Source organism: Epilithonimonas sp. (assembly GCF_056329745.1).
This window is the reverse complement of record NZ_JBWEYV010000009.1, coordinates 79,674-99,795: the sequence shown is the minus strand read 5'-3', so window position 1 is coordinate 99,795 and position 20,122 is coordinate 79,674. Positions and strand designations below refer to the sequence as shown.

Below are 20,122 nucleotides of genomic sequence, written 5' to 3'. Positions count from 1 at the left end.
AAAATTATGTATGATATATCGTAAATCGTAATTCTAAAATATAAAAATGAACATCTATAAATATCCACAAAAATCCGACTGGGACAAGATTATCAATCGTCCGGCTTTGGAAAAACAGAATCTTCGCGCAACCATTACCGAAGTTTTTGAAAAAGTAAGAAATGAAGGCGATTCCGCATTGCAATATTACACATCAAAATTTGATGGGGTAAAACTGGATTCTTTTAAAGTTTCTCAGCAAGAGATTGAAATGGCAATTAATGAAGTTTCAGATGAATTAAAAGCAGCGATTCAACAAGCGAAACAAAATATTGAAATCTTTCACCGTTCCCAAAAAGAAGAAACTAATAAAATAGAAACCGTTTCCGGCGTGGAATGTTGGCGAGAAAACCGTGGCATAGAGAAAGTCGGAATTTATATTCCGGGAGGCACGGCACCTTTATTTTCCACGGTTTTGATGCTTGCTGTTCCGGCAAAAATTGCCGATTGTAAAGAGATTATTTTGTGTTCGCCGGCGGATAAAAACGGAAAAATAAATCCTGCGATTTTATACGCGGCACAACTTTGCGGAATTACTGAAATTTTCAAAATCGGCGGTGCTCAGGCCATTGCGGCCATGAGTTGGGGAACAGAAACCGTTCCGAAAGTCTACAAAATTTTTGGCCCGGGAAATCAATATGTGACTGCGGCAAAAGAATTTTCAACGAAGTTGGGAATCTCGATTGACATGCCTGCCGGTCCGAGTGAAGTTTTGGTGATTTCCGATGAACAGGCGATTCCCGAATTTTGTGCAGCAGATTTATTGTCGCAGGCAGAACACGGAGCCGATTCGCAGGTGATTTTTATTGCGACTGATGAAACTATTTTTAATGAAACTTTAGCTGAACTGGAAAAGCAGTTGAATGAATTGCCCAGAAAAGAACTGGCGCAAAAAGCGATCGAAAACAGTCGATTTATTTTAATTGCATTGTTGGATGAAGCTTTTGAATTAAGCAATTTCTACGCACCCGAACACCTGATTTTAGCGATTGAAAATGCTGAAAACTGGACGGAAAAAATTCAAAATGCAGGTTCTGTTTTTCTGGGAAATTATTCTTGCGAAAGTGCGGGAGATTACGCCAGCGGAACCAATCACACATTGCCTACCAACGGTTTTGCCCGAAATTACAGCGGTGTTTCTCTGGATTCGTTTGTGCGGAAAGTGACTTTTCAAAAATTGTCTGAAAAGGGAATTCAAAATCTCGGAAAAACCATCGAAATCATGGCGGAAGCAGAAGGTTTATTCGCCCACAAAAATGCCGTTTCCGTTCGTTTAAAATCTTTAGAATCATGAGCAAAAATAGTAATATTGAAAAATTGGTTCGGAAAAATATCCTGAATTTAAAACCTTATTCCAGCGCAAGGGTTGAGTTTTCTGGTGCTGATGGTATTTTTCTGGATGCCAACGAAAACCCTTTTGGAACGCTGAACCGTTATCCTGATCCGTATCAAAAGGAACTGAAAAAAGAGATTTCAAAAATCAAAAATATCAGTTCCGACAGCATATTTTTGGGAAACGGAAGTGATGAAGTGATTGATCTGTTGTTTAGAATTTTTACAAATCCGGGAAAAGATCAAGCATTAACTTTTACACCCACTTACGGAATGTATGAAGTGGCAGCAAATATTAATGATGTTGAATTAATTCAAATTCCGTTGGACGAAAATTTTCAGATTTCTATTAATGAAAAGCTTCAAAAAACACTTCGGAATGAAGATTTAAAACTCGTTTTTATTTGTTCGCCCAACAATCCAACAGGAAATTTGATTCAGAAAGAATCGGTTAATTTTATCCTTGAAAATTTCACCGGAATAGTGGTAATTGATGAAGCCTATATTGATTTTTCTGAACAAAAATCATGGATTTCACAATTAGAAAAATATCCAAATCTGGTGGTGATGCAAACCTTCAGCAAATATTGGGGAATGGCTGGTTTGCGTGTGGGAATGGCATTTTCAAACCCGGAAATTATTTCATTATTCAATAAAGTGAAACCGCCGTACAATATCAGCAGTCTGAATCAGGAAGCTGTTTTGAAAACATTGAAAAATGCTTCAGAAATTAACAAACAACTGGAATTGATTTTAAAAGAAAGAGAACATGTAATTTCTGCTTTAAATGGTTTAGAAATCGTGAAGAAAATCTATCCAACCGATGCCAATTTTCTTTTAGCAGAAGTGGAAAATGCCAACGGTTTGTATGATTATTTGGTGAATGAAAAGGTGATTATCCGCAACCGGAATTCTGTAGTAAAAAATGGTGTCAGAATTACAATCGGAACACCGGAAGAAAACAAAAAACTCATTGAGACCCTTCACAAATTCAAATAAAAACGATGAAAAAAGTATTATTTATAGACCGCGACGGAACTCTGATTGAAGAGCCGAAAACCGATTTTCAGGTGGATTCTTTGGAGAAACTGGAGTTTCTGCCCGGTGTTTTTCAAAACTTAGCGAAAATTGTAAAAGAACTGGATTATGAGTTGGTGATGGTGACGAATCAGGATGGTTTGGGAACCGAAAGTTTTCCGACTGTAGATTTCGAAAAACCACAACAAAAAATGCTTCAGGCCTTTAAAAATGAAGGAATTGAGTTTACTGATATTATCATTGATGATTCTTTTGAACACGAAAATAAACCGACCAGAAAACCCGGAACAGCGTTGCTCGGAAAGTATATTTATGGAAATTACGATCTCGAAAATTCCTATGTGATTGGCGATCGTAAAACCGATGTTCAACTGGCAAAAAACCTCGGCGCAAAATCCATTTTCTTGGCTGAAGAAAACTTTGAAGAAGCTACTTTTACAACGGATTCATGGTGGGAAATTTATCAGTTTTTAAAAGCCGAACCACGAAAAGCAACCGTCAAAAGAACGACGAAAGAAACCGATATTTTGATTGAAGTAAACTTGGATGGAAGCGGAAAAGCGGAAATTTCTACAGGGCTTCATTTCTTCGATCACATGCTCGATCAAATCGCGAGACACGGCAATCTGGATTTAAAAATTAAAGTAAACGGCGATCTTGAAGTGGATGAACACCACACCGTCGAAGATACCGGAATTGCCCTTGGAGAAGCCATTTTGAAGGCTTTGGGAAGTAAAAAAGGAATTGAAAGATACGGGTTTTTGTTGCCGATGGACGATTGTCTGGCGCAAGTCGGAATTGATTTTGGAGGCCGGCCTTGGTTGGTTTGGGATGTGGATTTTAAGCGTGAAAAAGTGGGCGATGTGCCCACGGAAATGTTTCAGCATTTTTTCAAATCTTTTACCGATTCGGCAAAGTGTAATCTGAACATCAAAGCAGAAGGTGACAATGAACATCACAAAATTGAGTCGGTTTTTAAAGCCTTTGCAAAAGCCATCAAAATGGCGGTGAACCAATCGGATTCTAATTTTAATCTGCCATCCACAAAAGGAATGTTGTAAATGTTGGAATGACGATGTTCGATTTACGATTTTAGTAAAGTCCATCGTAATTATAACCTCAAAAATCGTAAATCAAAATGATTGCTATTATAAAATATAACGCCGGAAATGTAGAATCCGTTCAAAATGCTTTGTTTCGACTAGGGGTTGAATCAAAAGTGACCAATGATTTTAAAGAAATTAAAAACGCTGAAAAAGTCATTTTTCCGGGTGTTGGAGAAGCGTCATCGGCCTTGAGTTATCTTCGGAAAACGGGATTGGATCAGTTGATTCCTACTTTGAAACAGCCTGTTTTAGGGATTTGTTTAGGGCAGCAACTGATGTGTAAAAACCTCGAAGAAGGAAATGTGAAAGGTCTGGGGATTTTTGATATTGATGTGAAATTATTTCCTGCAAAAGATATTGTCCCACACATGGGCTGGAATAATTTGAAAAATCTGAAAGGGGCTTTCTTAGAAGGAATTACGGAAGATGAAAATGTCTATTTTGTACACAGTTATTACTGCGAAAACTCGAAATATTCAGTGGCGGAATGCGATTATATTCTGGATTTTGGGGCCGCACTGCAGAAAGATAATTTCTTTGCCACGCAATTTCACCCGGAAAAATCCGGAAAAACCGGTGCTAAAATCTTGGAAAATTTTTTAAAAGTACAAGGTACATAGTAACTCGTACATTATACTTTATACATTTTACATAATACAACAAAAATGAGAATTATCCCTGCTATAGACATTATTGACGGAAAATGTGTTCGCCTTTCCAAAGGTGAATATGATACGAAGAAAATTTACAACGAAAATCCTCTGGAAGTTGCTAAAGAATTTGAAGCGAACGGAATTAAATTTCTTCATTTGGTAGATCTGGATGGCGCAAAAGCCAAGCATATTATCAATCAAAAAGTATTGGAAAATATCGCTACAAATACCAGTTTGCAAATTGACTTTGGAGGTGGAATCAAGTCAAAAGAAGAGGTGGAACTGGCTTTTAAATCTGGGGCAAAGCAAATTACGTTGGGAAGCATTGCCGTTCAGAATCCTGAATTTTGCCTTGAAATGTTAGAACAATTTGGTGTAGAAAAAATTATTCTCGGTGCCGATTGTCTCAACCGAAAAATAAAAACTTCCGGCTGGTTGGAAGACAGCAATTTGGATGTTCTGGACTTTATTTCAAATTATGAAAAAAAAGGAATCCAGAATGTTATTTGTACGGATATTTCAAAAGACGGAATGCTGGAAGGTCCATCAATAGCGCTTTATCAAGAGATTTTAGCTCAGTCAAAAATTAATTTAATTGCTAGCGGCGGAATTTCCAATATCAATGATGTCGTAAAAATGAAAGAAATCGGCTGTTTCGGAACCATCATTGGAAAAGCGATTTATGAAAACAGAATTTCGCTGGAGGAGTTATCAATCGTAAATAATTAATTGGAAATGCTTAAAAAAAGAATAATTCCTTGTCTGGATATTAAAGACGGGCAGACTGTGAAAGGCGTTAATTTCGTGAACTTAATTCATGCCGGAGATCCCGTGGAACTGGCCAAAAAATACGAAGATCAGGGTGCGGATGAGTTGGTTTTCCTGGATATTACCGCAACGGTTGAAGAGCGCAAAACCTTTGTAGAACTCGTTAAAAAAATCGCTCGGGAATTAAGCATTCCGTTTACTGTTGGTGGCGGAATTTCTTCTGTGGAAGATGTCCGGAAGTTGTTGAATGCAGGTGCGGATAAAATCAGTGTTAATTCATCAGCGGTGAAAAATCCTAATTTAATTCAAGAATTGTGTGATGAATTTGGGAAGCAATGCGTAGTGGTGGCAATTGATAACCGTTTTGTAGATGGGAAAGATATTGTTCACGTAAAAGGCGGCCGAGAAGCTACTAATCTGGATACTTTAGCCTGGGCAAAAAAAGTGGAGGAATTGGGAGCAGGAGAATTGTTGCTGACGTCGATGAATGCGGACGGTACGAAAGCAGGATTTGATCTGAGGATTACGAAACTCATTTCAGAAACGGTGAATATCCCGATTATTGCCTCTGGCGGCGGCGGAAAACCGGAAGATTTTGAAACCGTTTTTAACGAAACAAAAGCAACCGGAGCTTTGGCAGCAAGTATTTTTCACTTTGGTGAAGTTCCAATTCCAGAGTTGAAAAATTTTTTAAATCAGAAAAATATACCGGTAAGAATTTAATTTAAAGAAATCAAAAAAGATGAATATAGACTTTAACAAAGGAGGCGGGCTGGTTCCCGTAATCATTCAGGATGACAGAACTTTACAGGTTCTCATGCTGGGATATATGAATGAAGAAGCTTTTAAAAAAACACAATACGACGGCAAAGTAACCTTCTACAGCCGCTCCAAAAACAGATTATGGACAAAAGGTGAGGAGTCCGGGAATTTCCTTTACGTAAAAGACATCAAGATGGATTGCGATCAGGACACCATTCTCATCAAAGCTGTTCCCGAAAATGTAGTCTGTCATACCGGAAGTTTTAGCTGTTTTGGCGAGAAAGAAGACAAAGGTTTTCTGTATGAATTGCAACAGATTATTTCAGACCGAATTGATTCCGATGATCAAGATTCTTACACCAATCAACTTTACAAACGCGGCATCAACAAAGTAGCGCAAAAAGTAGGAGAGGAGGCGGTAGAAGTGGTGATTGAAGCCAAGGATAACAACGCCCATCTTTTTAAAAATGAGGCCGCCGATTTGCTGTATCACTTTCTTATTTTACTCAAGGCAAAAGGTTTTACCTTAGAAGATATTGAAGAAGTTTTGAAAGGCAGGAATCATTGAAAATCAACATTTCGATAATTGTGTGTTGATGCTTTGTGTGTAGTTTTTGGTTGATATGTTATTTTTTATTTACATTGCCTCACAGGATTTAAGTATGAAAATTTTACAGTTTATAGGGGTTCTATTGGTGGTGATAGGTAGTTTTTTACCACTGGTTCATGTTCCGGTAGTAGGATATTGGGACTATTGGAATATCGATCACAGTCTTGCGGTAATAGTTTGGATTTTAATAATAGCGGCCTTAATATTTATATTGAAGAGCAAAAAAGCAATGTTAAGATTGACAGCTGTATTGATGATAATCCTGTTTTTATTCACCATTATGGCGGTTAAAATGAAGTCTCTGGATTTTTTCAGTTTTTTGCCATTTAAGTCTTGGCAAGGCGCTTTTGCGGGAACTGTAAAATTATCTTGGGGATGGGTTATAGAATTTTTTGGGGCTATCCTCATCCTTATTTCTTCCAAAAAAAATCAAAATACGAAGCAATTATAGAATATTATGAAAGATGTAGTTATTGTATCAGCAGCCAGAACGCCAATGGGCAGTTTTATGGGTAGTTTGTCCGCTGTTCCGGCAACACAGCTGGGCGTAACCGCCGTAAAAGGTGCGTTAGAAAAAATAAATTTGGATCCTGCATTGGTTCAGGAAGTTTATATGGGGAATGTTTTGCAGGCAGGCGAAGGCCAGGCGCCGGCACGGCAGGTAGCTATAGGTGCGGGTTTGTCCACCAACACCATTGCAACCACCATTAATAAAGTGTGTGCATCAGGGATGAAGGCGATTACCTTGGCGGCACAGGCCATCAAAGCCGGTGATGCAGATATTCTTGTAGCTGGTGGAATGGAGAATATGTCTATGGTGCCTCATTATCTGGATGGGCGCAATGGTGTGAAGTTGGGTGAAATCAAGATGCAGGACGGCTTGCTGAAAGATGGCCTTACCGATGTTTACAACAAGCAGCACATGGGCGTTTGTGCAGAACTATGTGCTAAAGAAAATCACGTAACACGGGAAGAGCAGGATGCTTTTGCGGTGCAGTCTTACGAAAGATCTGCAGCAGCTTGGGCAGCAGGCAAATTCAAAGAAGAAGTAGTTCCGGTGAGCATCCCGCAAAGGAAAGGCGATCCAATCGTTTTTTCTGAGGACGAGGAATACAAGGCAGTTAAATTTGATAAAATTCCGGTTTTGCCAACGGTTTTCCAAAAAGAAAATGGGACGGTAACCGCCGCCAATGCCTCTACTTTAAACGATGGCGCTTCGGCAGTTATCCTTATGTCGGCAGAAAAAGCAGCCGAATTAGGCATCAAACCTCTGGCAAGGATTATATCCTACGCAGATGCAGCCATAGAACCGGAACGTTTTACAACAGCACCTTCCAAAGCATTGCCTGTGGCACTTAAAAAAGCCGGGCTTACAAAAGACGATATCGATTTTTTTGAACTGAATGAGGCTTTCTCGGTAGTGGGTTTGGCTAACAGCAAAATTCTGGGTCTTGATTCTGCCAAGGTCAATGTGAATGGCGGGGCTGTGTCACTAGGTCATCCGCTGGGCAGTTCGGGTTGCAGGATTGTAGTCACATTGCTGAATGTCCTGAAACAAAATAATGCTAAGTACGGTGCAGCAGCTATTTGCAACGGTGGTGGCGGTGCAACGGCATTGGTCATAGAAAACCTGCAGTAATCCAGTTTTTTTCATAAAATAATCGTTCCGGAGTTTCTGAAGCGGCTTAGCCTCTTACTGCTCCGGAATTTTTATTTCAAAGCTCAAAATTTTGCATTGCTGGTTTAATCTTTGAAATGTGGGAATTATGAGCAGACCTTTTTCTTCCAAATATGTTGATTAATTAAAATCATTAATGATCATTTTATGGATGGTTTTTTTATTTTTGTCCAAATAATTTTGATCTAATGTCAGATAAACATACAAAAAAGACAACATCAATCAAGAATAATCCGAAGATTATGCGGGCCTGGGCTTTTTACGACTGGGCCAATTCGGTATATTCCTTGGTGATTACGTCCACTATTTTCCCTATCTATTACTCGATTCTTACCACAGCGTACGAAAAAGATGAGTACATCAAAGAAACAGGGCAGTGGATCAAAGTCCCGGTTCGGAACATGATTCATATTTTCGGAAAATCTTACCAGCCCGATGCGGTTTATGGTTATTCATTAACGCTGTCATTCTTCATTGTGGTGTTGCTCTCGCCCATATTATCTTCTTTGGCAGATACCATTGGGAATAAAAAATCCTTTTTGCAGTTTTTCTGCTATCTCGGCGCAACATCCTGTATGGGATTGGCAATGTTTACGGGTATGGGAACGGTTTGGTTGGGTTTATTATTCAGTGTTACCGCCAGTGTAGGTTTCTGGGGAAGTTTGGTGTTTTACAACTCCTTCCTGCCGGATATTGCTACCACAGATAAGCAGGATGCATTATCCGCAAAAGGTTATGTTTACGGTTACATTGGTTCTGTAATATTGGTGGTGATTTGTTTGGTACTGATTCAGGTTTGTGCAGAAACTCCGAAGCAGGCTGCTATTTATACTAGGGTCAGCTTTTTGTTAACGGGTGCATGGTGGTTTGGCTTTTCACAATATACCTTCCGGTATTTACCACAGTTCGGCCAGGTGAAAGATCAATTACCGAAAGATCTGGTCTTGCTTAATTATAAAAATATTTTTAAAAGCCACGAACGTGAAGGTGGCTTCTGGTGCGTACTAAAATCGAATATTAGTTTTTACATCGATATTGCAAAAGAAAGTTTTAGAGAATTATACAAGGTGGGCAATCATTTATTTGGAAATAGAAACCTTAAGTATTTTTTAACCAGTTTTTTCTTTTACAGTGTTGGGATGCAGACTATTTTCCTAATGGCTACACTATTCGGGAAAAGTGAGATTAATATGGCTCAGGACAAATTGATTATGACATTATTGCTCATCCAGATAGAAGCAATAGTGGGGGCTTTGTTTTTCTCTTGGCTGTCGCGTAAGATTGGCAACAAAAATGTCATCAGCATTGCTGTGGCACTATGGATTGCAGCATGCCTTGCCGCTTATTTTCTGAATAAGGAAAATCCAAATGTAGAATACCAGTTTTATGGTGTGGCAGCCGTAATTGGGCTTGTAATGGGTGGCTTGCAGGCAATGTCACGATCTACCTATTCCAAACTGCTTCCACAGGATTCTATGGATAATACCACTTATTTCAGTTTCTACGATGTGTTGGAGAAAATTGCCATCATTCTCGGAACCTTTATTTTTGCAACCTTGATAGAGCATTACAACAACATGCGTTTTGCCGCGCTATCTATGAGTATTTTCTTTGCATTGGGTTTAATTTTTATCCGCTTTGTAAAACCAAAATCAAATTGATATTATAATTAAGGGAATGCTGTAAATTAGGCGCGGAAATTGCTAACTGTACAACGAAAATATTTTGTAATTTTGCATTATCAAAACAAGGTATGAATAACCCTTTATTTTACGCAAAAATTTTGTTGTTTGGTGAGTATGGCATTATTGAAGATTCTCAAGGCCTTACCTTACCGTACAGCTTTTACAAAGGCACGCTGAAATTCTCTGATCTGGACAATGATTTTGAAAAAAAATCTAACCAGTCACTGCTTAATTATGCGGCATATTTGCAAAGCCTTAGTTTGCCACAGGAGTTTCAGCTGGATGTAACTTCATTCAAAAAAGATATTGCAGACGGTTTGTTTTTTGACTCCAATATTCCGCAGGGTTATGGCGTAGGGAGTTCTGGAGCTTTGGTGGCTGCCATATTTGAAAGATATTCGGTAGTTAAAAAAAATCCGGAAACCATTTCAAAAGAAGAACTCAAAGATCTTAAAGTGATTTTTGGACAGTTAGAAAGTTATTTTCATGGTAAGAGCTCTGGCATAGATCCATTGATTTGTTTTATGAATCTGCCTATCCTTATAGAAAGTAAAGAGAGCGTGGATAAAGTGTCTATTCCCAAAGAAGAATTGGGGAAAGGAGCTATATTCCTTATCGATTCGGGCATCACAGGCGAGACGGGTCCAATGATTCAGATTTTCTTTGAAAAACTTAAGAACGAGGGGTTCCGTAAAACATTGAAAGAAGAATTTATCCGTTACAATAATGCCTGCATTGATGCCTTCTTAAAAAAGGATATGAATCCTTTTTTCCGTAACCTTAGAAAACTGTCGGTTTGGGCTTACGAGCATTTTCGCCCAATGATTCCGGAAAATCTTTTCAACGCTTGGAAAAATGGTCTGGACTCTAATGCCTATTACCTCAAATTGTGTGGAAGCGGTGGCGGAGGGTATATTCTTGGCTTTGCCAAAGATTATGAGAAAGCCGAAAAGATGCTCGAAGGTTTTCACAAAGAAGTGATCTACAGATTTTAAAAATCGTTAGTAATACAACATAAAGCCCTTTCAGCATACCATTCTGAAGGGGTTTTTAAAATGAGTCAGGAACAAATGGACAAAGAGATAAAGCCTGCATCGCGCAATGCCCTTTACCGGATTTCTCAGCTGATGGGTTTCCTGTTGGGTGCCCGCTTTTTTGTGGCTGTTCTCCTCACTTTTGCGTTGTATGTTTCTACTTTTTTCCTGTTTAACCGAGAAGAGACATTTCGCAATTTTGTTTTTGATTACAAAGTCCATTTTATTATTATTTGCTCGGTACTCAGCATTTTGGCCGGCGGTATTATCAACCGCTTTTATGATAAAGAAAAAGACCGATTGACAAAGCCTTTCCGCTCGCGCTTGCAAAATTTTTTGAAGGAAAAATATTTCCTCACGGCTTATGTCCTGCTGAATACAATATCCTTGGGGCTGGCATTTTTTGTGTCACAACGGGTTTTTATCTTTTTCTTGGTTTATCAGTTTTTGATGTGGTTTTACAGTCACAAACTCAGCCGGATTTTGATTGTCAATAATATCACTTTTGTAGCCCTCACGCTGTATCCCTTTTTTGGGATGTTGATTTATTATCAGACTTTTTCTCTTAAGATTCTCTTTTTGGCTATCTTTCTTTTTCTGATGCTTTTTATTATTGACGTTGTCAAAGACACGCTGACCAAAAATGCCGATAAAATGTTTGGTTATGATACCATTGCCAATCGTGTAGGTTATCAAAATACACGTTCCGTATTGTTGATATTGTTAATTGTTACATGGGGCATATCTGTAATTTTAAGCATTGGTATTGGCTTCAGAAATGTGATGGCTTGGTATTTTTTATTGACCACCGCAATCATCGTAGCGACAGTTTATATGCTGTTTCGGAACCAAAAAAATGATAAATTCAAATCCCTCAACCTATTGAGGCTTTGGATATTTTTCGGTATCCTGGCAATGCTTTTGGACGGGATTTTCCACAAATATCCTTGGTTGATTTAAAAATAACAATCTGAATGTCAATTACAATAAGAAAAAACAAGAAAGAAGACAACGAAATTTTAGCCAAAATTATCAGAAGCTGTTTTCATGATTTTGAAGTGAAATCTACTTTTGGAACCGTGTTTACAGACCCTACAACCGATGATTTGTATGCCTTGTTTCAGGCAGAGAAATCTATACTTTTTGTTGCGGAAGAAGACGGTATTATCCTCGGCTGTTGTGGTATTTTTCCAACCGAAAATCTACCCGAAGATACAACCGAGTTGGTCAAATTCTATCTTGCAAAAGAGGCGAGAGGAAAAGGCATCGGAAAATTGCTAATGGAAAAATGTGTGGAAAAAGCCAAAAATTGGGGCTATCAAAATATTTATCTGGAAAGTTTGCCGGAATTTAGCAATGCCGTTTCAATCTACGAAAAACAAGGTTTCCGTTATCTTGAAAAGGCATTGGGTAATACAGGGCATTCTGGCTGTAATCTTTGGATGATTAAAAATTTGGATTGATTTACCCAAAAATATCATTTAAAACTTTCGCTAATCTTAGTCCACCATAGAGCAATTGTTTCTCAATAATCGGCTCATAACGGTAGTTGTAATCATAACTTAACTTGGAGTTGTTTGGCGTATGATAATAGATAGAATTAGCCAGTTTGTGGCTGTCGTACAACCATTCTTCCAGCGTGCCACCTTGTATTTGTTCATCTTCCGATTTGGTTTTACGGTCAAGAACATCAGCAAATTCAGTATAGCTGTACTGCTGGCTGTCAATTAGTTTAGAATCCCAAACCGAATGCAAGTTGCTGTTTTGTCCAAAATAGGTTACGTTAATCTTGTTACCCCCCAAATCGTCAGCTCTTCCAACATGCATTGGTTGGTGAAGGTCGCCTACAAGGTGAATAAGAAAGATTAGAGCTGTCTTCTTTTCGGCATCAGAAACATTTTTATCTTTAATTTTCTCTGATAATGCTTTAATCTGTGTATACAGGTTGGGACCTTTTTGCGCAGTAAGGGAATCCTTAAATTGCTGGAAATTCTTTTGTGGGTTGATATTCACATAATGCCATGTCGAACTTTCCTTGTACACACCTGTAGTATCAGATTTGATAAAGTCCGGCCAGTTGGCATAGTAAGCCAGCTTTTCGTTCCCGAGGAGTTTTTTGATTTTACGTTCAGCCCTTGAGCTTAAATGATGTTGTGCAATTTCTGCGACTACACGATGGCCGGTAAGCCCCCAAGCAAAACAGTAGAAAGAGGATAGCACCGAAAGAGCTACTGCGAATTTAGATAAAATAAGTTTCATTTTTTGATAAATTTCAATGTGCAAATATACCTTTATCAATACTTTATTTACCCTTATGTAATTGTTAAATATTATTAAAGTAAACTGTTTGAAAACTATGGTAATAAAAAAGCCCCGAAGATAGTCGAGGCGCTAAATGTTTTCACAACGGAATAATCCTTATTGTGAATTGCTTTCGGTTTCAAAGATAGAGAATATTTATTTTCTACAATTACGGAAAACCGTAAACATGATCTTTTTTTTCTTATTAAATTTAAACAATTTATGTGAAACTAATAATTATGGCGAAAAATATACTTGGATTAGACTTAGGGACCAACTCGATTGGGTGGGCGTTAATTAAACAAGACTTTCAGAACAAACAAGGGGAAATTCTCGGGATGGGAAGCCGGATTATTCCGATGTCGCAGGATATACTTGGTGATTTTGGCAAAGGAAATTCTGTTTCTCAGACTGCTGCAAGAACTGGTTACAGAAGCGTAAGAAGATTGCGTGAAAGATTCCTCTTGCGAAGAGAAAGATTGCACAGGGTTTTGAATGTCTTAAATTTTTTACCAGAACATTATGCTTCTGAAATCGATTTTGAAAAAAGATTTGGCAAGTTCAAAGAAGAAACAGAGCCAAAACTCGTCTATGATGGCAAGGAATTTATTTTCAAAAAATCTTTTGAAGAAATGCTTGCTGACTTTAGAAAGCATCAGCCTCAGCTTTTGGAAAATGATAAAAAGATACCATATGACTGGACTATTTATTATCTCCGAAATAGAGCTCTTTCGCATAAAATAGAAAAAGAAGAACTGGCTTGGATTCTGCTGAATTTTAATCAAAAACGGGGTTATTATCAGTTGCGCGGTGAGGAGGAAGAAGAGAATCCGAATAAACTGGTTGAGTTTTATTCTTTAAAAATTGTAGATGTCTTAGCAGATGAACCACAAAAAGGGAAATCTGATATTTGGTACTCTTTGGTTTTGGAAAATGGATGGATTTACAGGCGTTCAAGTAAAATGCCATTGTTTGATTGGAAGGACAAAACAAGAGATTTCATTGTTACGACTGATTTGAATGATGATGGAAGTATCAAAACGGATAGAGACGGCAATGAAAAAAGAAGTTTCCGTGCGCCGAGTGAGAATGATTGGACTTTGGTGAAGAAGAAAACCGAGCAGCAAATTGACCAATCACACAAAACCGTTGGAACTTATATTTATGAAACGCTTCTTCAAAATCCAAAACAAAAAATCAAAGGAAAATTAGTCAGTACGATTGAAAGAAAGTTTTATAAAGAAGAACTTAAGCAAATTCTTGAGAAGCAAAAAGAATATCATCAGGAATTACAGAATGATGATTTGTACAGTGATTGCGTTCGTGAACTGTACCGAAATAATGAAGCGCACCAGTTGACTTTAAGCAAAAAAGATTTTGTTCATCTTTTTATGGAGGACATTATTTTCTATCAAAGACCATTGAGAAGTCAGAAATCTTCCATTTCAAACTGCACTTTGGAATTCAGAAAATATAAGGATGAAAATGAAGTAGAACACACACAATACTTGAAAGCTATTCCGAAATCCAATCCTTATTATCAAGAATTCAGGATTTGGCAATGGATTTATAATCTAAATATTTATAAAAAGGACAATGATAATAACGTTACGAATGAATTTTTGAATACGACCAAGGATTTTGAAAATCTGTTCGAGTTTGTGAATCATAGAAAAGAAGTTGACCAAAAAGCTTTGCTCAAACATTTTAAATTGAATGAAAAAACGCATCGTTGGAATTTTGTAGAAGATAAAAAATATCCCTGCAATGAAACCAAAACGATGATTTCTTCGCGGTTGGAGAAAGTAGAAAGTATTTCAGATGATTTCCTTACGAGGGAAATAGAACAGAAAATCTGGCACATTATCTACTCCGTAAACGACAAAATTGAATACGAAAAAGCCTTGAAATCATTTGCAAGAAAGAATAATCTGGATGAAAATTCTTTCTTCGAAGCGTTCAAAAAGTTTCCTCCGTTCAAAAGTGAATACGGTTCTTTTTCTGAAAAAGCGATTAAGAAATTGTTGCCTTTGATGAGATTGGGTAGATATTGGAGTTATTCAGCTATTGACAAGTATTCAAAAGACAGAATTCAGAAAATCATCAACGGAGAATATGATGAGAATATTAAAGATAAGGTTAGAGAAAAAGCCCTTCATTTGACCACAGAAAACGATTTTCAGGGATTGCAATTATGGTTGGCTCAATATATTATCTACGGAAGACACGCTGAAGCCTCAATAACCGGCAAATGGAATTCAGCGGAAGATTTGGAGGTGTTTTTAAAAGAATTTAAGCAACATTCACTTCGTAACCCGATTGTAGAACAGGTAATTACGGAAACGCTTCGTGTGGTGAAAGATATCTGGCTGAAATATGGAAACGGAACGAAAGATTTCTTTAATGAAATTCACATCGAGCTGGGAAGAGAAATGAAGCTTCCTGCGGACGATAGAAAAAAATTAACAAACCAGATTACTGAAAACGAAAACACCAATCTCCGTATCAAAGCTTTGTTGGCTGAAATGATGAATGACCAATCGGTTGAAAATGTTCGTCCGTTTTCGCCTATGCAACAGGAGATTTTGAAAATTTATGAAGATGGCGTTTTAAACTCAGGAATCGAGATTGACGATGAATATCTGAAGATCAGTAAAACAGCGCAACCATCTCCTTCAGATTTAAAGAGGTACAAACTGTGGTTGGAGCAGAAATATAAATCGCCTTACACCGGGCAGATTATTCCTTTGAATAAGCTCTTCACCCCGGAATATGAAATTGAGCATATTATTCCGCAAAGCAGGTATTTTGATGACAGTTTTAGCAATAAAATCATTTGCGAATCTGCGGTTAATAAACTGAAAGATAATTATATCGGACTAGCGTTCATCAAACAGTTTCACGGAACAATAGTAGAAACTGGTTTTGGAAAATCAATTAAAGTTTTTGAGATTGATGAATATGAAGATTTCGTCAAGAAACATTACGCCAATAATCGGGGAAAAAGGAATAAACTTTTGTTGGAGGAAATTCCCGAGAAAATGATTGAGCGCCAGATGAATGATACACGCCACATCAGCAAATATATTTCCGGCGTTCTGTCGAATATCGTCCGGGTAGAAGATGGAAGTGATGAGGGGGTAAATTCTAAAAATATCGTTCCCGGAAACGGAAAAATAACTACCAAACTGAAACAGGACTGGGGTTTGAATGACGTTTGGAATGAACTGATTTTACCAAGATTTGAGCGGATGAATGAGCTTACCAACTCAAAAGATTTCACTGCCTGGAATGAAAATCATCAGAAATTTCTACCAACTGTTCCGGTTGAGTTTTCCAAAGGATTTTCAAAGAAAAGAATTGACCATCGCCACCACGCTTTGGATGCTTTGGTGATTGCTTGTGCAACTAAGGACCACGTAAACCTGCTCAATAATCAGTCTGCAAAATCAGATACGAAACGTTATGATTTACAGCACAAACTCCGTCATACTGAAAAATGGATAGATAAAGAAGGCAAGGAACGTGATAAATTTACAGAGTTCAAAAAACCTTGGGAAAACTTTACTGTTGAAGCTAAAAATTCTTTAGATAAAATTGTGGTGAGCTTTAAACAAAATCTGCGAGTTATTAATAAAGCTACAAATTATTATGAAAAATATATTGAGAAAGATGGTGTGAAAACCAAAGAAAGAGTAGAGCAGACCGGAATAAATTGGGCGATTAGAAAGTCATTACATACACCAATGCCTTATGGTAAGAAAGTGTATGAGTTCGATATGTTGAAAATAGCTGATAATGTAGGAAAGCGAGAATTTATAATCGATGAGAAAATTAGAACAAAAGTCGAAAATATTTTAAATGATAATAATTCCAAGGTTACAGATACTCAAAAAAAATTAAAGAAAAATCCTATTAAAGATGAAAGCGGAAATGCCATTTTAGTCACAGCATTTAAGATAAAATCGGAAAAGTTTAGAAAACGACAATCAATAATGGAACTTGCTAATAGAGGGCAAGGTGGAGTAAAAACATCTGCAGATGCAATTAAATTAATAAACAAGATCGCTGATTTTAAGCTAAAGCAAGATTTGATTAATCATTTGAAAAAATGTAATAATGATTTAGAAAAAGCATTTAGTACTGAAGGAATAGAACACTTTAATTTAAAAAGGAAAATACCTGTTTATAAATTACCAATTGCAGAAAACGGAAGTGGTCGTTTTGCTGTTGGAAATAATATTGGAACAAGACATAAATGGGTTGAAGCCGATAAAGGAACCAATTTATTCTTTGCAGTTTACGAGGATAAAAACGGAAAGAGAAGTTATGAAACAATTCCTTTGAATATTGTTGTAGAAAGACAGAAACAAGGACTAAATCCAGTCCCATTACAAAATGAAAAAGGGAATAAGCTTTTATTTGATTTATCTCCAAATGATTTAGTATATGTTCTAAATGAAGATGAAAAGGAAAGTTTCAATTTATCAAATCTCAATTCACTAAATAAACATCAATCAAAAAAGATATATAAGTTCGTAAGTTGCACAGGTGGTGAAGGTCATTTTATCCCATTTTCAAGTTCGAGAGAAATCGTTAAAAATGAAAATGGTACAAATAGTAAGAGCGAAAGGGTTCAAAATTTTTTTGATGGTCAGTGTATATTAGATAAAGATGCAAAGCCAATAATGATAAAGGAAAATTGTATCAAATTAGTAATTGATAGGATAGGAAATATAAATTTTTTAACAAAAGAAAAAGTAAAACAGATGTTTAATGAATATAGATAAAATAGCAATTGATGCAAATGTTCTTTTATATGCCTATGACAATAGAGACATAAGTAAGCAAGATATAGCAATAGAGATATTGCTCAAAAAACCATTTGTTACTCAATTAGTTATTTTCGAATTTATAAAAGTACTTGAAAGAAAATTTAAAATGGAGAAAAATGAAATTACTAAGCTTACCCTTAAATTACTATCAGAATTAGTATATCCACTTTCTCAACATAGTGATATTTATAATTATGCTAACTTTTTAGTTCAAAAATATAATTATGGATTAAGTGACATTTTAGTACTTGCTGATTCAATACTTAATAATTGTTCTGTTTTGTTGTCGGAAGATATGTGTGATGGAATGATAGTCGATAAAAAATTAAAAATAATTAATCCTTTTATATGATCACCCGCTCCATCTACATTGGCAATCCCGCTTATCTCAAGCTAAAAGATGAACAAATGTTCATCCTTTGCCCGGAAACCAAACAGATGAAGGGTAAAGTTCCGGTAGAGGATTTGGGCTTGTTAATGCTGGATCATTTTCAAATCACGCTCTCCCATCAGCTCATCCAGAAAATGATGGGCAATAATGTGGTGGTGGTGAGTTGTGATGCGCAACATTTGCCACACGGCATTATGTTGCCACTTTATGGTCATACTGAACATTCAGACCGGGTAAAAGACCAATTGGAAGCCAGCGAACCACTCAAAAAACAACTTTGGAAACAAACGGTGGAATGCAAGATAGAAAATCAGAAAAATGTTTTGGTGAGATTGGGAAATTATCATGAGCCAATGATAGAGTACCAAAGAAATGTAAAATCCGGCGACATCACCAATATGGAAGGCATTGCGGCGCAGCATTACTGGAAATATTTGATTAGTCTTGATTTTCTCAGGCAGCGCTTTGGGGATTCGCCCAACCAGTTTTTCAATTTTGGGTATGCCGTTCTTAGGAGCATTGTCGCAAGAGCCATTATAGAAACAGGCTTGCTTCCTGTTTTGGGTATTTTTCACAAGAATAAATACAATCCGTATTGCCTTGCCGATGATCTGATGGAGCCCTATCGCCCCTTTGTAGATTTATTGGTGATGCAATGGTTGAAAATCAATCCTGATACCGAAGAATTGACTAAGGAATTCAAAGCTCACATTCTGCAAATCGCAACTAAAGATGTAATCATAGATGATAAGACAAGACCATTGTTGGTGGCAGTAAAAACGACTGCTACTTCGCTTTATAAATGTTATACAGGAGAGAAGCGACTAATCTCATATCCTGAATTGATATGAAAAAATCGATACGTCGTCATACTTTTCACATTGTACTTAATACAATAAAAAATGAATGCCGAAAGGTTTAACGCATACCGGATTATGTGGGTTTTAGTACTATACGACTTACCGACTGAGACTAAAGCCAATATGAAGGATGCCAATCGCTTTCGTAAAGGTTTGATGGATGATGGTTTCACATTGTTTCAGTTTTCGATGTATGTACGCCACTGTCCAAGTCGGGAGAATGCTGAGGTCCATATCAAGCGCGTCAAATTTATGCTTCCCAAAGCCGGGAAAGTGGCCATAATGTGCATTACCGACAAGCAGTTTGGTGATATAGAAATTTTCTTTGCCAGGAACAGAGAAGAACCACCACCAACCTTCCAGCAACTTGAATTGTTTTGACCATATTACAGATAAAAGATGAATACAATATTAAAAATCGCAATAATATTAGGGCTAATAATATGCTTAGTGCCTATTGTCTTTTGGGGGATTATTTTATTTTTTACCTATGTCGGAGCATTTGTCCAAAGCATTTTTGGAACAGATGAGAAAGTAACATTTATTATAATTGGATTTTTGATATTACTCGGATTTTTTGGTTTGTATTTTAAATCTAAAAATAATAATTCATCTCATTTTTAGAAATTAAATCCTGTTTTTTTAATTTTTTTTAATCCTAAAATAGTGAAAAACCCTCTGGTAAACAGAGGGTTGAATTTTGAGGTTGTGTTATATCTCAAAGATACTTAAAAATGAAAGCAATTCACAACTCATTAAAAAGAGATAACGTTTCCGAAGGGTTGTGTTATATCTCAAAGATACTTAAAAATGAAAGCAATTCACAACCTACATAGCCGCTTAATACCTCCGGGTCAAGTTGTGTTATATCTCAAAGATACTTAAAAATGAAAGCAATTCACAACGTCTTCTGGAATAATAAACTATACCGTACTGTTGTGTTATATCTCAAAGATACTTAAAAATGAAAGCAATTCACAACGAGAAAGAAAACTTTTTCCCATTCAGACAGGTTGTGTTATATCTCAAA

General features: G+C 36.9%; 18 protein-coding genes, 1 pseudogene and 1 CRISPR repeat array (1 of these 20 running past the window's edge). Of the genes and pseudogenes, 18 read left to right on the top strand and 1 reads right to left on the bottom strand.

The features are described from left to right. The first annotated feature begins 46 nt into the window (after window positions 1-46). From hisD to AC00Y6_RS08450, 13 genes and pseudogenes are all read left to right on the top strand, one after another. Entirely contained in the window at window positions 47-1,333 is a 1,287-nt protein-coding gene (gene hisD, locus AC00Y6_RS08510; protein ID WP_474490187.1) for a histidinol dehydrogenase, read from the top strand. Further along, on the top strand, window positions 1,330-2,370 hold the full coding sequence (gene hisC / locus AC00Y6_RS08505) for a histidinol-phosphate transaminase (RefSeq protein WP_474490186.1): 1,041 nt from the start codon (window positions 1,330-1,332) through the stop codon (window positions 2,368-2,370). The genes hisD and hisC overlap by 4 nt, the downstream gene beginning before the upstream one ends. Before the next feature lie 5 nt (window positions 2,371-2,375). After that, a complete protein-coding gene (hisB, locus tag AC00Y6_RS08500; protein ID WP_474490185.1) occupies window positions 2,376-3,470 on the top strand; it encodes a bifunctional histidinol-phosphatase/imidazoleglycerol-phosphate dehydratase HisB in 1,095 nt (364 codons plus the stop codon). A gap of 77 nt (window positions 3,471-3,547) precedes the next feature. Beyond that, on the top strand, window positions 3,548-4,135 hold the full coding sequence (hisH, locus tag AC00Y6_RS08495; RefSeq protein ID WP_474490184.1) for an imidazole glycerol phosphate synthase subunit HisH: 588 nt from the start codon (window positions 3,548-3,550) through the stop codon (window positions 4,133-4,135). A gap of 45 nt (window positions 4,136-4,180) precedes the next feature. Continuing rightward, window positions 4,181-4,897, top strand: coding sequence for a 1-(5-phosphoribosyl)-5-[(5-phosphoribosylamino)methylideneamino]imidazole-4-carboxamide isomerase (gene hisA, locus AC00Y6_RS08490; protein WP_474490183.1), 717 nt, complete (start codon window positions 4,181-4,183; stop codon window positions 4,895-4,897). A gap of 6 nt (window positions 4,898-4,903) precedes the next feature. Further along, window positions 4,904-5,659, top strand: a complete 756-nt coding sequence (hisF, locus tag AC00Y6_RS08485; RefSeq protein ID WP_474490182.1) for an imidazole glycerol phosphate synthase subunit HisF — start codon at window positions 4,904-4,906, stop codon at window positions 5,657-5,659. A 13-nt stretch (window positions 5,660-5,672) separates the two neighbouring features. Further along, a pseudogene (gene hisIE, locus AC00Y6_RS08480) lies at window positions 5,673-6,266 on the top strand (bifunctional phosphoribosyl-AMP cyclohydrolase/phosphoribosyl-ATP diphosphatase HisIE); the annotation flags it as partial. Between the two features lie 94 nt (window positions 6,267-6,360). Beyond that, window positions 6,361-6,759, top strand: coding sequence for a hypothetical protein (locus AC00Y6_RS08475; protein ID WP_474490181.1), 399 nt, complete (start codon window positions 6,361-6,363; stop codon window positions 6,757-6,759). Between the two features lie 6 nt (window positions 6,760-6,765). Beyond that, window positions 6,766-7,947 (top strand): acetyl-CoA C-acyltransferase, encoded by a 1,182-nt coding sequence (locus AC00Y6_RS08470; protein WP_474490180.1) that lies wholly within the window; start codon window positions 6,766-6,768, stop codon window positions 7,945-7,947. Between the two features lie 227 nt (window positions 7,948-8,174). Next, window positions 8,175-9,647, top strand: a complete 1,473-nt coding sequence (locus AC00Y6_RS08465; RefSeq protein WP_474490179.1) for an MFS transporter — start codon at window positions 8,175-8,177, stop codon at window positions 9,645-9,647. A gap of 92 nt (window positions 9,648-9,739) precedes the next feature. Further along, window positions 9,740-10,666 (top strand): mevalonate kinase family protein, encoded by a 927-nt coding sequence (locus tag AC00Y6_RS08460; protein ID WP_474490178.1) that lies wholly within the window; start codon window positions 9,740-9,742, stop codon window positions 10,664-10,666. Window positions 10,667-10,726: 60 nt separating this feature from the next. Further along, window positions 10,727-11,665, top strand: a complete 939-nt coding sequence (locus tag AC00Y6_RS08455) for a UbiA family prenyltransferase (RefSeq protein WP_474490177.1) — start codon at window positions 10,727-10,729, stop codon at window positions 11,663-11,665. A gap of 14 nt (window positions 11,666-11,679) precedes the next feature. Further along, complete coding sequence (locus AC00Y6_RS08450; protein ID WP_474490176.1) at window positions 11,680-12,168, top strand: GNAT family N-acetyltransferase; 489 nt, start codon at window positions 11,680-11,682, stop codon at window positions 12,166-12,168. A 1-nt stretch (window position 12,169) separates the two neighbouring features. Here the strand turns inward: AC00Y6_RS08450 and AC00Y6_RS08445 are convergent, their stop codons facing one another. Next, window positions 12,170-12,964 (bottom strand): S1/P1 nuclease, encoded by a 795-nt coding sequence (locus AC00Y6_RS08445; RefSeq protein WP_474490175.1) that lies wholly within the window; start codon window positions 12,962-12,964, stop codon window positions 12,170-12,172. Between the two features lie 281 nt (window positions 12,965-13,245). On the opposite strand from AC00Y6_RS08445, the gene cas9 reads away from it, so the two are divergent. From cas9 to AC00Y6_RS08420, 5 genes are read left to right on the top strand one after another with little or no spacing between them, the layout of a single operon-like run. Beyond that, a complete protein-coding gene (gene cas9, locus AC00Y6_RS08440) occupies window positions 13,246-17,796 on the top strand; it encodes a type II CRISPR RNA-guided endonuclease Cas9 (RefSeq protein WP_474490174.1) in 4,551 nt (1,516 codons plus the stop codon). Continuing rightward, window positions 17,783-18,193, top strand: a complete 411-nt coding sequence (locus AC00Y6_RS08435; protein WP_474490173.1) for a PIN domain-containing protein — start codon at window positions 17,783-17,785, stop codon at window positions 18,191-18,193. Before cas9 ends, AC00Y6_RS08435 begins: the two co-directional genes overlap by 14 nt. Continuing rightward, on the top strand, window positions 18,190-19,083 hold the full coding sequence (cas1, locus tag AC00Y6_RS08430; RefSeq protein ID WP_474490172.1) for a type II CRISPR-associated endonuclease Cas1: 894 nt from the start codon (window positions 18,190-18,192) through the stop codon (window positions 19,081-19,083). The genes AC00Y6_RS08435 and cas1 overlap by 4 nt, the downstream gene beginning before the upstream one ends. Before the next feature lie 51 nt (window positions 19,084-19,134). Next, window positions 19,135-19,473: a CRISPR-associated endonuclease Cas2 gene (cas2, locus tag AC00Y6_RS08425; protein ID WP_474490171.1), complete on the top strand. Its 339-nt coding sequence runs from the start codon at window positions 19,135-19,137 to the stop codon at window positions 19,471-19,473. A gap of 18 nt (window positions 19,474-19,491) precedes the next feature. Then, window positions 19,492-19,716: an LPXTG cell wall anchor domain-containing protein gene (locus tag AC00Y6_RS08420; RefSeq protein ID WP_474490170.1), complete on the top strand. Its 225-nt coding sequence runs from the start codon at window positions 19,492-19,494 to the stop codon at window positions 19,714-19,716. Between the two features lie 81 nt (window positions 19,717-19,797). Beyond that, a CRISPR array of direct repeats spans window positions 19,798-20,122; the repeat unit is 47 nt; unit sequence GTTGTGTTATATCTCAAAGATACTTAAAAATGAAAGCAATTCACAAC (it continues 3,032 nt past the right edge of the window).

What these genes read in the sequence shown, in the direction of transcription:
- hisD (WP_474490187.1), top strand. Translation starts at nt 47, where the DNA reads ATGAACATCTATAAATATCCACAAAAATCCGACTGGGACAAGATTATC.
- hisC (WP_474490186.1), top strand. Translation starts at nt 1,330, where the DNA reads ATGAGCAAAAATAGTAATATTGAAAAATTGGTTCGGAAAAATATCCTG.
- hisB (WP_474490185.1), top strand. Translation starts at nt 2,376, where the DNA reads ATGAAAAAAGTATTATTTATAGACCGCGACGGAACTCTGATTGAAGAG.
- hisH (WP_474490184.1), top strand. Translation starts at nt 3,548, where the DNA reads ATGATTGCTATTATAAAATATAACGCCGGAAATGTAGAATCCGTTCAA.
- hisA (WP_474490183.1), top strand. Translation starts at nt 4,181, where the DNA reads ATGAGAATTATCCCTGCTATAGACATTATTGACGGAAAATGTGTTCGC.
- hisF (WP_474490182.1), top strand. Translation starts at nt 4,904, where the DNA reads ATGCTTAAAAAAAGAATAATTCCTTGTCTGGATATTAAAGACGGGCAG.
- AC00Y6_RS08475 (WP_474490181.1), top strand. Translation starts at nt 6,361, where the DNA reads ATGAAAATTTTACAGTTTATAGGGGTTCTATTGGTGGTGATAGGTAGT.
- AC00Y6_RS08470 (WP_474490180.1), top strand. Translation starts at nt 6,766, where the DNA reads ATGAAAGATGTAGTTATTGTATCAGCAGCCAGAACGCCAATGGGCAGT.
- AC00Y6_RS08465 (WP_474490179.1), top strand. Translation starts at nt 8,175, where the DNA reads ATGTCAGATAAACATACAAAAAAGACAACATCAATCAAGAATAATCCG.
- AC00Y6_RS08460 (WP_474490178.1), top strand. Translation starts at nt 9,740, where the DNA reads ATGAATAACCCTTTATTTTACGCAAAAATTTTGTTGTTTGGTGAGTAT.
- AC00Y6_RS08455 (WP_474490177.1), top strand. Translation starts at nt 10,727, where the DNA reads ATGAGTCAGGAACAAATGGACAAAGAGATAAAGCCTGCATCGCGCAAT.
- AC00Y6_RS08450 (WP_474490176.1), top strand. Translation starts at nt 11,680, where the DNA reads ATGTCAATTACAATAAGAAAAAACAAGAAAGAAGACAACGAAATTTTA.
- AC00Y6_RS08445 (WP_474490175.1), bottom strand. Translation starts at nt 12,964, where the DNA reads ATGAAACTTATTTTATCTAAATTCGCAGTAGCTCTTTCGGTGCTATCC.
- cas9 (WP_474490174.1), top strand. Translation starts at nt 13,246, where the DNA reads ATGGCGAAAAATATACTTGGATTAGACTTAGGGACCAACTCGATTGGG.
- AC00Y6_RS08435 (WP_474490173.1), top strand. Translation starts at nt 17,783, where the DNA reads ATGAATATAGATAAAATAGCAATTGATGCAAATGTTCTTTTATATGCC.
- cas1 (WP_474490172.1), top strand. Translation starts at nt 18,190, where the DNA reads ATGATCACCCGCTCCATCTACATTGGCAATCCCGCTTATCTCAAGCTA.
- cas2 (WP_474490171.1), top strand. Translation starts at nt 19,135, where the DNA reads ATGAATGCCGAAAGGTTTAACGCATACCGGATTATGTGGGTTTTAGTA.
- AC00Y6_RS08420 (WP_474490170.1), top strand. Translation starts at nt 19,492, where the DNA reads ATGAATACAATATTAAAAATCGCAATAATATTAGGGCTAATAATATGC.